Below are 12,197 nucleotides of genomic sequence, written 5' to 3' on the forward strand. Positions count from 1 at the left end.
TTTATCCCTCAACTTCCTGCGCATCGATAATCTTCTTGTAGCTGGTATAGTAGTCTTCCCGGGGCGCATTCTTCAGGCAGCCTACCACCAGTTTCCCAGCCAGTTCTTCTTCCGTCATTTTGGCGGCCTGGGCCACCGTGACGCTCTGGTCGTTCATCAGTTTCATCATCTTGGAAGCTTCGCCCAGCTTGTTGAACTTGCCATAGTGGGTGGGGCAGTCGGACATGACCTCAATCAGGGAGAACCCTTGTACCTGCATCCCTTCCTTGATCAATTTACGGATCAGTACGGGATTGTAGACAGTAGCACGGCCTACATAGGATGCACCTGCCGCAATGGCCAGCTTGCAGATATCGAAATTCTGTTCTACATGGCCGTAGGGAGAGGTTTGGGTAATGCTGTGGGTAGGGGTGGTAGCGGAATACTGGCCGCCGGTCTGCCCATAGTTGTAGTTGTTGGAGATAATGGCCGTTACGTTGATGTTACGCCGGGCTGCATGGATCAGATGGTTGCCGCCGATGGTGGTGCCGTCCCCGTCGCCCATGGTGCACAGCACGTGCAGGTCCGGGTTGCCCAGGGCTACGCCCGTAGCGGCTGCCAGGGCACGGCCATGGGTTACGTGCATGCAGTTGATGTCCAGATAGTCGTCCACACGGCCAAAGCAGCCGATGCCGCTGACCAGGGCAATATCATGCTTGTCCAGGTCCAGGTCCGCCATGACCTGGGCAATGGATTGCAGGACAATACCGTGCCCGCACCCGGCACACCAGGTATGGGGCAATTTATTGAACAGCATATAATCCTTATACGATTTCATTATTTCGTACCTCCCTTGTAAGCATCCACAATCTGCTGAGGAGTAATCAGTACGCCATCCGTCCGGTTGGCCTGGATTACCTGGCAGCCATAGTCGTTGAACTTCCGGACTTCACCGGCCAATTGGCCCATGTTCAGTTCGGCAACCACCACGGTCTTGGCTTGTTTCAGGGCTTCCCGGATTTCCTTTTCCGGCATGGGCCATACGGTTACCAGCTGCAGCAGCCCGGCCTTGATGCCCTGCTTGCGCAGCAGCTGTACGGCGTTCAGGGAACTCCGCACAGAGCAGCCAAAGGAAATCAGGATTACCTCAGCATCTTCCAGCTGGAATTTCCGGGTAATGGTAATGTCATCCACGTGTTTTTCAATCTTGTCCAGCAGGTAATGGGTTACCCGGTTGATGTTTTCCGGGGAGGGGTTGAATTCACCCTTTTCGTTATGGGTAGAACCGGTGGTGCGCATCAGGAGGTTTCTGTCCCCTACAGCCACCATGGGCGCCACTTCCGCGTTTTCATAGTTGTACGGCCGGAAGTCCTTTTGGGCAGTGCCAGGAGCCGGGGCCTTGCGGTTTACGATTTCTTCCGGTTTTACCGGGTGGATGGTCAGGGTTTCCCGCAGGTGCCCCACCACTTCATCGGCCAGGAAAATTACCGGGGTACGGTATTTTTCGGCCAGGTTGAAGGCCGTAATGGACAGGTCGTAGCAATCCTGTACGGAGGAAGGAGCCAGGGCAATGATGCTGTGGTCCCCATGGGCTCCGTACCGGGCCTGCATCAGGTCGCCCTGGGCCGGTTTCGTAGCAGCACCGGTGGACGGGCCGCTACGCTGCACATCGTATACCACACAGGGCAGTTCAGACATGATGCCCAGGCCCAGGTTTTCCTGCATCAGGGAGAAGCCAGGGCCGCTGGTAGCGGTGAAGGCCTTCTTCCCAGCCAGGGAAGCACCCAAAAGGGCTGCCATGGAGCTCAGTTCATCTTCCATCTGGATATAAATACCGCCGTGGCGGGGCAGTTCCTTGGCTGCGCTTTTGGCAACTTCTGAACTGGGAGAAATAGGATAGCCTGCGAAAAAGCGGGCTCCGGCAGCAATGGCGCCGGCGGTCATTGCTTCGTTACCTTCCATGAATTTCTTTTCTTCTTTAGCCATTCTATTTGACCTCCACTTCTATAGCAAAATCAGGACAGCGCATCTGACACAGTTTGCAGCCAATGCAGTCCTCCGGACGGGCAACTACCGGATAGTCCCCGTACTTTTGATCAAACACCTGTTTGGGGCACAGTGCCGAGCAGATTCCGCACTGTTTGCAAAGCTTATCAGTGATGATAACGTCAAATTTCCCTTCCATGGTATCCCTCCAAATATGACCTGATTTCAGCAGGTTAAGTAATGTCGTTATCCCTTATGGGGATGGTTGATAATATATAAAGGTTCTTTGCCTTGCAGCAGATCATCTATAGCCTGAGCGCAATTCATAGCTACAGCCGTTACTGCTTCTTCACTGAGCGCAGCCGTATGCGGCGTCCCGATAAAGTTGGGCAAGGTAAACAGCGGATTATCCGAAGTTGGCGGTTCTTTTTCATATACATCCGTTCCAGCAGCGGCAATCTTATGGTTTTTCAAAGCTTCATAAACAGCTTCTTCATCCCAAATAGCACCCCTGGAAACATTTAATAAAATGCCTGTTGGCTTCATATGGGAAATGGATTCCGCATTCAGAATATGAAACGTGCCCTGATTTAACGGCAGATGGGGTGAAACGATATCAGCCTGTTCCATCAGTTCGTCCAAAGTATCTACAAATTCGATCCAATCCGGGAATTTGCTGCGGTCTACAAACTTGTCATAGACCAGAATCTTCATTTGGAACCCGAAGTGGGCAATTTTCACAGCTTCCATACCTATGGGTCCAATGCCAATGCTGCCGAAGGTTTTGTACCGGGCTTCATGGGTTTCTACCGTATCCCGGCTTTTCCAGTTTCCTTGCTGTACTTGATTGTTCAGCTGGGGAATCTGACGCAGGCAGGCAAGTGCCAGCGTAATGGCATGTTCTGCCACTGAATAGGTATTGCAGCCCCGGGCCAGAGTGACTGTAACGCCCTTGGCATCACAGGCCGGCAGGTTGATATTGTCATACCCGATGCCATAACGGGCAATGATTTTCAAATTTTGGGCAGCCCCAATCACAGCTGGCGTATATTTTTCCGTGCGGGCAATAACTGCATCCACAGTGGCTATGGCTTTTTTCAGGGTTTCCTCATCGCTGCCGGGTAATTCCACCAGTTCATAGCCTTTCTCCAATAGGAAATCTCGAGCTTTTGGTTTTAAGGCTTTCGGAACCAAAATTTTGTACATACACAGGCACCTCCTAAACAGCTGCAGAAACAAGTAAGAAAAATGTTTTTATTCACTGCTAATAAACATATTCTTATATTTATTAGTTTAAATACATGGCTTTTAAATTCTTTTACTAGAAAATTCCTAACTTTCTTTTATCTCTCGACTTTATTGTAAAAGGAAAGCAACTATAATTCAAATTGTTAATATTTAGTATTAGACTTAATTTTTTTAACTAGAAATCTATTTGAAATTATAAAAGGAGGAACTTAACCATAAATTCCTCCTTTTGAAATATTAGATGAAATACTGGGCAACCAGCAATTCAAATAGACCAAAGAAAGCCATGATCAAAGAAACTGCTGTCTTACAAGATAATTGTTCCTTCAGGTCAGAAACCCCAAACAGTCCGTTCCAAACCCAGAAACCGGAGTCGGTGAAATAACCAAAGGAAATGGCACCAACGCAGCAGGACAGGGACATCAGCAGCGGGCTGATGGTCAGCTGCCCCATCAACGGCATGGTCAGGGAAGCCGCCGTAACAATAGCCACCGTTGCGGAGCCCAGCACAATACGCATCAAAGCTGCAATGCAGAAGGGAATCAATACCGCAGGAATGGGCATAGCCACAACCATGGAGCCCAGGATGTTGCCAATACCGGACATCCGAACCACATAGCCCAGGGAACCGCCTACACCTGTAATCAGCATAATGATGCCGGTATCTTTAATTCCGTCGTTCATGATGTTCAATACTTCCTTGGTATCTCTATCAGGGACTAAGCCATAGATGGCAATCAGCGTACCAATCATCAGTGCCACAATGGGGCTGCCCAGCAGGGCAATCAGTGGATAATAGGACGCGTCCTTAGGAATCCCCACTAAATCCAATACCGTTTTCATTAAAATCAGCAGAATAGGAATCACAATAGGCGCTGCGGAAATAGCCAGGCCCGGCAGGTCCGTACGATTCAGGAACTTGTCCAACAATTCAGTAGAAGCCTGTCTAAATTGGGTAGGATCGGAAGGACGAACGTATTCATCATCTTCGTTTACAACTTGATAAATCTTTTTGCCGATCCATTTGCAGTAAGGGATGATAATCAGCAACATAGGAATAGAAAGTAAGGCACCACCAGCAATCATCTGTCCCACATCCACGTTCAGCATACCGGCTGCGGCCAAAGGTCCAGGAGTCGGAGGCACTAGAGAGTGGGTCAGCTGCAGGCCGCAGGCCAGGGACAAGCCCAAACCTATAACAGATTTACCTGTTACCTTGGAAATAGCCTTGCACAGAGGGCAGAGCATAACCACCGCAGAGTCAGCAAATACGGGAATGGAAACTACCCAACCGGTAACCCCCAGGGCCCATTCTTCATTGCCCTTCCCTACCAATTTGATAAAGCTGACGGCCAACCGTTCAGCAGCGCCGGACTTTTCCAGTACAGCACCCATCATTACACCTAGCCCAATGATAATACCTGTGCTAGCTAAGGTATTGCCAAAGCCACTGCTGATGGCGTTGATTACGCCCACAATCGTATGACCATCAGCAGCCTTTACCGAAACAATGGGCATGCCGCCAATAATACCTGTAATTAATGCTGCCAAAAGCATGGCGATAAAACTATGAACTTTTGTTTTAGCCACCAGGATAATCATCGTAATAATCCCGATGCCCAGGCCCAAAAGCATTCTTGTCGATTCAGCCATTTATAATACCCCTTTTCTCATAATCGGTTTGCCGTGAATAGTTTCTTCTGCCAATGCTTGCTGTTTTTGCACAAAGTATCGCTCCAGGCAAAAACAACCGTGTTCTCTTTACCGTACCAGGCAGGGAGACTTGGCATCGAATTTCCAACCCGGAATCAAGTACTGCATGGTAATAGAATCATCACGACCGCCCAGGCAGTGCTGCTTATAAAGCTCATGAGCTTTCAGGACCTGTTCCCGGTCAACTTCTACGCCCAGGCCCGGCTTAGCCGGCACCCGAATACCGCCATCCTTGATTTGCAGGGGTTCCTTAGTCAGACGTTCAGTGCCTTCCTGCCAAATCCAGTGCGTATCCAATGCATTGTACTCACCGGGTACAGCAGCACCTACCTGCACACACATGGCCAAAGAAATATCAAAATGGTTATTGGAATGGCTGCCCCAGGTATAGCCGAAATCATGGCACATTTGGGCAACCCGTACAGAGCCATTCATGGTCCAGAAATGGGGATCCGCCAAAATAATATCTACAGCTTGACTTTCCAGAGAATGGCCCACCTGACGCCAGTCCGTGGCAATCATGTTGGTAGCCGTAGGGAAACCCGTCTTTCTGCGGAATTCACTCATAATTTCCCGGCCAGAATACCCATCTTCTGCGCCGCAGGGATCTTCACAATAGGTCAGGATACCATGCATATCGGACACATAGCGCACCGCATCTTCCAGGTGCCAGGCACCGTTGGGATCCAGATCCATCCGAGCATCCGGGAAAGCTTTTTTCATAGCCTTGATGACTTTCATTTCTTCATCTCCGGCTAAAACGCCGCCCTTCAGTTTGAAGTCCTTGAAACCGTATTTTTCCTTGGCGGCCTTGCACAGAGCAACTACTGCCTCTGCATCCAGGGCTTCTTCATCCCGCAGCCGGTACCAGTCGCAATCAGCAGCTGTTTCTCCCCGGTAGGGCAAATCCGTCTTTTTCCGATCACCTACAAAGAACAAATAGCCCAGAAACCGGACAAAATCTCTCTGCTGCCCATTGCCCAGCAGCCGGCAAACCGGTACTTCCAAATACTTACCCAGCAAATCCAGACAAGGGGTTTCAATGGCGGTCAGTACATGAACACCCGTTCTCAAATCAAAGGTTTGATTCCCGCGCACATCTTTTTCTCCAGATTTATCCAGCTCTGCCTTCACCGTAAGCAAGGTATTGCGATAATCAGAAGCCTTAGTACCCACCACCAGCTCGGCAACCTTTTCCAATGCCTTGGTAATCTTAGGACCGCCGGGGACTTCCCCCACTCCCGTATTGCCTTCCGAATCCGTAAGGATAACAATGTTTCTCGTAAAATAAGGAGCATGGGCTCCGCTCAGGTTTAACAGCATGCTGTCGTGACCTGCCACAGGGAATACTTCCATTTTGGTAATAACCGGGATCATTAATGTGTTCCTCCTCCAAAGTTTTCAATCTGAATCCATTCGCGCGAATTCGAATTGTTGGGAATTTCAGTTTTTTCCTAGGAAAGTTATCCGAATATTCCACATATCCATTGACATCATTGTAACGAGGATGCTATTATAATGCAAATTGTTAATATTTATATTTGAACTTAGTTTTTCTAAGAGGTGAGGTGCGCCATGGACCTAAAACAGATTGAATACATTGTGAAAATTGCCGATACAGGGAGTATTACCAAAGCAGCAGAACAATTATTCGTCACCCAATCCGCGCTAAACCAGCAGCTGTTAAAGCTGGAACACCAACTGGGGATTCCCCTGTTCTACCGCCGGTCCCACGTCCTGGTCCCCACAGATGCAGGAAAGGTCTACCTGCGCTATGGTCGTCATATGCTGCAGGAAAAACGGGAAGCTTATAATATCATTAATGACCTGGCAAATAACAAAAAAGGCCACTTTACCCTGACTTTTTCTCGGGAAAGGGGCCTGGATATGCTGGTTGCAACCTATCCCTATTTTCACAAGGAATTTCCTGGCATCATCCTGGAACCCCAGGAAATGCACGTGCACCAGCAAATTGGGCAAATTCTAAAGGGCTATGTAGATATGGGAGTTGTTACCATCGAAATGACCGATAAAATACCCAATCTGGTATACGACCACATTCATTACGAACCCATCCTGCTGGCCATTCCACGCTCCTCCCCTCTGGCCACTAACGCAGCACCTCCTGGTACCTTTCTAGAAGACCTCCCTTATCTTGATTTAAAGCTTTGCAAAAATCTGCCCTTTGTTCTCATTTTTAAAAATTCCACTATGCGCAGCATCATTGACAACGTATTTGCCAAAAACAATTTTCACCCTTCCGTACTGTTTGAGTCCTCTAGTGTTCGTGCCCTTTTAACCATGGTACAAAACAATATGGCCTGTACCCTTACCTCCAGTGGCTACTACAATGGACAAGAGGACATTGCCTTTTTTCGAATTCCTGGGGATCCCACCTGGGAAATGTGCTGCGTGTACAAACGGGATGCCTATCTAAGCCAGGCCATGATCTATTACAAAGACTTGATTAAAAAGTATTATCACAGAGAACAGACTAAAATTTCCGCAATTGATGATTGAATCAGAGCGAAAAAACAATATTTTGGAAACTAAACAAAAAAAGGACTTGTACTGGCATTAGCTTACCGGTAAAAGTCCTTTTGTTGTTTATGTCTTATATCCGTTCTTTTGCAGGCTGCAAGTCTCAAGCCTTAATTCAATCGGATTCTTTCAATTTGCTGCCCTTCACAACCTTTTCCACCCAGTCCACCACAATTTCATCCGCCGGCAGCCAATTCACAGTATGCAGCTGTTCCCGGGTAAGCCACTGCGCCGCCAGATGTTCCAGCAGGGTCAATTTCCCTGCGTTAACCTGGCAGAGATAACAGGCCATGGACAGGTGGAAAGTAGGGTAATCATATTCCACCGTACCCAAATACGGTCCTACGGCAATGTCCGTTTCCAGTTCTTCCCGGATTTCCCGGCGCAGGGCTGCTTCTGGGGTTTCTCCGGTCTCCACCTTGCCGCCGGGGAATTCCCACTGGCCTTTGAATTCTCCATAGCCTCGTTCGGTGGCAAAGATTTTTATGGGCTGCTCCAGATTATCGGCGATTACCGCCGCCACAACACGAATTGTTTTCATAGCTTCTCCTTATTGGGCCAAAAGTTTTCCGGTCTGCCGAATGAGCTTGGCCGGAATGGGCCGCTCCAGACGCCAAATAATGTTCATGGGGCTGCTGCCCTGGTGGCTCCGGTATTCGGCTTTGCCCAGGTAGACAAAGGGGGCCGTGCCGGTCTGGTCTTCGTTGTATTCCCGGACAAAAAGAAGAATCTTGGAGCCCAGGGCTTTGTGATGGATGTACCGCTGGCCCGTTTTTGACGTTTCAGAAGTGGTACTCTGGCTTTGCCAGTGGAACAGGTGCTCGTTGATGGAGTAGTCCGCATACATGGTGGTAGGGGAATAATCCTTATCCGCCTTGTTCAGGGTATTGATAAAGAAGTCCAGTTTCCGGTCAGGCAGATAGCAGACCCCCTGGCGCATGGACTTGACCTTATCCGCATGGCCCAGGGCCACCAAAATCTGGTCCTTGGTGTAATGGCAGTGGAGGTCCAGCGGGCAAACAAAACCCAGGTCAACGCTCTCGTCCACAAAATCCAGGTGGTCCAGGTTGTATTGCAGGATATCGCAAATTTCCCGGCACAGGGTTGGATTCTGCTTAATAGAAGCCATATCACCGTCCAGATTGCCATAATCATGCGGATTCTTGGTACTGGTGGAAGTCCAGATGGTATACTGGAACATTTGCAGCAGCAGGCGGCGCTCTGCCCCTTGGGCGGCCCCTTCCACAGCAGCCTCAGGAGAAAGCTCTGAGAGGAGGGTCTTAATCCATCTTCGGGAATCAATGGCACAGATCTTAGCCAGCGCTTTGGTCAGTTCCTGCTCCAGGGGTTCCTGGAAATCCGCCCCTTTGTCCGCTTTCACGCAGAGCCTATAAAAGCCAGCCGCGTTGTCTCCGGTAGTTTCCTTTTTGGTATAAAAATCCTTGATATCCATATCATAGTAGGTCAGGAAATTGTCCAAGGTCAGCGGTCTGCCGCTGTCTTCTGCAAAGGTGCTGATTCTTTGGATCAGTTTGCCCTGCACCCCCAGGGCCGCGTTGATATTGGACAGAATATGTTCAGTGGCTTTTTTCTCCAAGTGGATATAGCAGCCGCGGGGAACGGAGACAAAGCCCTTTTTGATTTCCTCGGAAAGGCTTCCGTGGGTTCCGTCCATCAGGGCCATAAATTTCTTTTCAAAGTCGTACTTCTTGTTGGCCTGGCCGATGAAATCCAAAACCGTAAGGCATTCTTTGCCTTCACTGAGACGCAGCCCGCGCCCCAGCTGCTGGAGGAAAATGGTCAGAGATTCCGTGGGCCGCAGGAACAGGATGGTGTTGACTTCTTTGATGTCCACACCTTCGTTGTACAGATCCACTACGAATATAAATTTCACCTGCCCGGAAACCAGCTTCTGCTCTGCCCTTGTCCGTTCTGCATAGGGAGTATCACTGGTCAGGTACATGGCAGGGACCCCATGGTCATTGAAAAATTCCGACATATATTGGGCATGGGCTTTGGACACACAGAACCCCAGGCCAATCACGTCGTTCCAATCGGTCACGTACCGATTGGTTTCCGCCAAAATCCAATCCGCTCTTTTCTTGGCACCATACTGCTCCATGGAATATACGTTGGACAGTTCGCCAGCATCGTAGCCGCCCCGTGTCCAGCGAACTTGGCTCAGGTCGGTGGTATCATTCACCCCAAAGTACTGGAAAGGACAAAGCAGTTTCCGGTCGATGGCATCGGGCAGACGGATTTCTACCGCAATACGGCCGTCAAAGTACGACAGAACGCTCTTGCCATCCATACGTTCCGGCGTAGCAGTCATACCAAGCAGGATTTTCGGCTCGTAGTAACTCAGCAGCTCTTGGTAAGAAGGCGCAGCCGCATGGTGGAATTCATCGATGATGATGAAATCATAATAGTGCTTGTCCGGTACACGCTTGGTAAAATCCTTGGACTGGAAACTTTGAATAGAAACAAACAGCTGGTCAATGGTTTCCGGCTGGTTTTCCCGTCCTACCAGAAGATTACCAAAAGTAGGGTCCCGCATAACGCTGCGGAAGGTCGCCAGGCTCTGCTGCAGCAATTCTTCCCGGTGGGCCACAAACAGCAGTCTAGGCTTTCTGTCCTGCCTAAACTGCTGACAGAAACGCCGAAAGTCGAGAGCTGCCACCACGGTCTTCCCCGTTCCAGTAGCTGCCACCAGTAGGTTCTTATAGCGCTGATGGATTTCCCGTTCTGCCTGCAATTTATCCAAAATGGCCTGCTGGTAGGGATACGGCTGGACTTCCAGAATATACGGATTCGTGCCCTGCTCGGGGTATTTGGCCTTGTCCTTATTCCGTTCCCGATAAATGGCTTCTTGCAGTTTCTCTTTATCTTTTTCCTGATAGGTCTCAAATTCACTGGAATTCCAGTAGCTTTCAAACGTGGCTTCCATTTTTTCCATGGTAGAGGGCTGATCCTGGGAAGTGATCTTGATATTCCACTCCAGGCCGCTGGAAACAGCAGCCCGTGAAAGATTGGACGAACCAATATACGCCGTGGAAAATCCGCTTTCCCTGTAAAACATATAGGACTTTGCATGAAGCCGGGTCCGCTCCGTATCATAGGAAACTTTAATTTCCGTATGACTGAGCTTGGAAAGTTCTTCAATGGCCTTCACATCCGTAGCCCCCATATAGGAGGTGGTAATAATGCGCAGCTTGCCGCCCCGGTCAGTAAACTTCTTTAACGGTTCCAGAATGAGCCGAAGCCCACTCCATTTCACAAAAGAAACCAAAAGGTCAATCCGGTCCGCAGACTCAATTTCCTTTTCCAGTTCCACATACATGGGCGGCTCATGATCTGCCCCCGTGAAAAGCGAACTCTGGGCCAAAGACGTACTGGGCCGCGGGAAACTGCCCCGTTTTTGGAACGCAAAGGCCGAATTCTTTGTGTTCACCACGGATAACAGCTGATCCACCTTTTTCTCAGACGTCAGCGGCAGCAAATTTTCCCGGTCTGCCCCGCCAATGGCCTCCAGCAGCTGGTTGACCAGCCGAACCTGTTCCTCTTCCGCTTCTTCCTTAGTGGCCGACTCCGCCACTGCGGTAAGCTGCTTTTCCACCAGCTTTGCCACATAGTCTGCCAAGATCCGGGCAGACTCCGCCGCATCCACAGCCCCAGTTTCCACCCGCTGCTCCTCAGCCTTTCTGGCCTCTAGAATCTTTTTCCGCAGCTTCTGATTAATCAACTGCTCATAAAGCCCCTGCTTCAACATTCCAAACACCCAACCTTCCCCAATGAGCTTTTTTGCATTGCTGCTTTTATTATAGCAGCTTATGTGAAAGTGAAAACAGCGCTGGTAAATAATCCGCTCTTTCTGAAATTCCACCCCAACCCGTGCAGAGGACTCGGCCATTACTAAAAGTCCGCTGACCGTACGACCAAAAATCCGTTACAGAGTTTTCTACAGCAAAAATTCATCCTGCCCCTAATTTCGCAGGCAGGATGAATTTTCCGTGGTTGAACTACCGTCCTTCATGCACTAGCCCCAAAAGGGGACAAGCGTTTCCCGTAGGGGAAAATGGCACCGTAGGTGCCCATAGGGGCAATATGCTTCTGCCCGCTTTGCGGGCCCGGTCACCTCCCATTCCCGTGGACCGCACGACCATTTATAAGCTCCTCCCTTTATACGGTCACATCCAAGAGCTTGAAAAACTTTCAAAAAGCTCTTGGCTAATGTGACCTATGTGATAGCCGTCCGTGAGCCGAACCCGCAGGGTGAAGGAGAGCGGAGCACGGCGAACCACTGGGGGAGCTGGCAGCCGCAGGCTGACTGAGCGGGTATTCCCGGCACCACATCACTTCAGGTTCGCGGACCGCACCAAGCCACGTTGGACTACCTTTCGGCCAGCACTAGCCCCAAATGGGGACAGGCTTTCCCACTTGGGGGGAGTCGTATCCATTTCTCAAGGCCTTAGCTGTAGAGAAATGGAATATACGACCCCTGCGACAGCCGTGGTTGGCATGCCTCCTTCAAGCTGGTATGCTATGAATAAAGTAGACTGGCATATAGTTAAACCTCCTGGATTCGTTGAAAGGAGAGTATGTAAAATGTCTATATCGAAAGTCAGTGCAGAGGATAAATTAAAGGCTGTCAAAGCTGTTCTTGCTCATGAAGAATCACCAATGGTTTCTGCAAAAAGGTTAGGGGTTCACTGGAAAGCAGTACAGTATTG

The 12,197-nt window shown here is 49.7% G+C and carries 9 protein-coding genes; 1 reads left to right on the forward strand and 8 read right to left on the reverse strand.

The window, feature by feature from the left end; genetic code table 11:
• Position 1: 1 nt before the first annotated feature.
• From DW089_RS03665 to DW089_RS03690, 6 genes are all read right to left on the reverse strand, one after another.
• On the reverse strand, positions 2-817 hold the full coding sequence (locus tag DW089_RS03665; RefSeq protein ID WP_105326506.1) for a thiamine pyrophosphate-dependent enzyme: 816 nt from the start codon (positions 815-817) through the stop codon (positions 2-4).
• Positions 817-1,965 carry a 2-oxoacid:acceptor oxidoreductase subunit alpha gene (locus DW089_RS03670; RefSeq protein WP_118286798.1) on the reverse strand — a complete coding sequence of 383 codons (1,149 nt, stop codon included), beginning with the start codon at positions 1,963-1,965 and terminating at the stop codon, positions 817-819. Before DW089_RS03670 ends, DW089_RS03665 begins: the two co-directional genes overlap by 1 nt.
• Position 1,966: 1 nt before the next feature.
• Positions 1,967-2,164 (reverse strand): ferredoxin family protein, encoded by a 198-nt coding sequence (locus DW089_RS03675; protein WP_105326508.1) that lies wholly within the window; start codon positions 2,162-2,164, stop codon positions 1,967-1,969.
• A 47-nt stretch (positions 2,165-2,211) separates the two neighbouring features.
• Positions 2,212-3,171 carry a hydroxyacid dehydrogenase gene (locus DW089_RS03680; RefSeq protein ID WP_105326509.1) on the reverse strand — a complete coding sequence of 320 codons (960 nt, stop codon included), beginning with the start codon at positions 3,169-3,171 and terminating at the stop codon, positions 2,212-2,214.
• Positions 3,172-3,450: 279 nt separating this feature from the next.
• Positions 3,451-4,866 carry a GntP family permease gene (locus DW089_RS03685; RefSeq protein WP_105326510.1) on the reverse strand — a complete coding sequence of 472 codons (1,416 nt, stop codon included), beginning with the start codon at positions 4,864-4,866 and terminating at the stop codon, positions 3,451-3,453.
• 108 nt (positions 4,867-4,974) lie between these two features.
• Entirely contained in the window at positions 4,975-6,303 is a 1,329-nt protein-coding gene (locus DW089_RS03690) for an enolase C-terminal domain-like protein (protein ID WP_118286799.1), read from the reverse strand.
• Between the two features lie 198 nt (positions 6,304-6,501).
• On the opposite strand from DW089_RS03690, the gene DW089_RS03695 reads away from it, so the two are divergent.
• Positions 6,502-7,446 carry a LysR family transcriptional regulator gene (locus tag DW089_RS03695; RefSeq protein WP_118286800.1) on the forward strand — a complete coding sequence of 315 codons (945 nt, stop codon included), beginning with the start codon at positions 6,502-6,504 and terminating at the stop codon, positions 7,444-7,446.
• A 136-nt stretch (positions 7,447-7,582) separates the two neighbouring features.
• On the opposite strand, the gene DW089_RS03700 is transcribed toward DW089_RS03695, so the two are convergent.
• Together DW089_RS03700 and DW089_RS03705 are read right to left on the reverse strand one after the other, a co-directional pair.
• The gene (locus DW089_RS03700) at positions 7,583-8,008 is read right to left on the reverse strand and encodes a (deoxy)nucleoside triphosphate pyrophosphohydrolase (RefSeq protein ID WP_118286801.1); all 426 of its coding nucleotides are present in this window, start codon (positions 8,006-8,008) and stop codon (positions 7,583-7,585) included.
• 9 nt (positions 8,009-8,017) lie between these two features.
• Positions 8,018-11,236, reverse strand: coding sequence for a DUF3427 domain-containing protein (locus DW089_RS03705; protein ID WP_118286827.1), 3,219 nt, complete (start codon positions 11,234-11,236; stop codon positions 8,018-8,020).
• Positions 11,237-12,197 lie beyond the last annotated feature (961 nt).

Origin of the sequence: Acidaminococcus sp. AM05-11 (assembly GCF_003472805.1) — a bacterium.
GTDB lineage: Bacteria > Bacillota > Negativicutes > Acidaminococcales > Acidaminococcaceae > Acidaminococcus > Acidaminococcus hominis.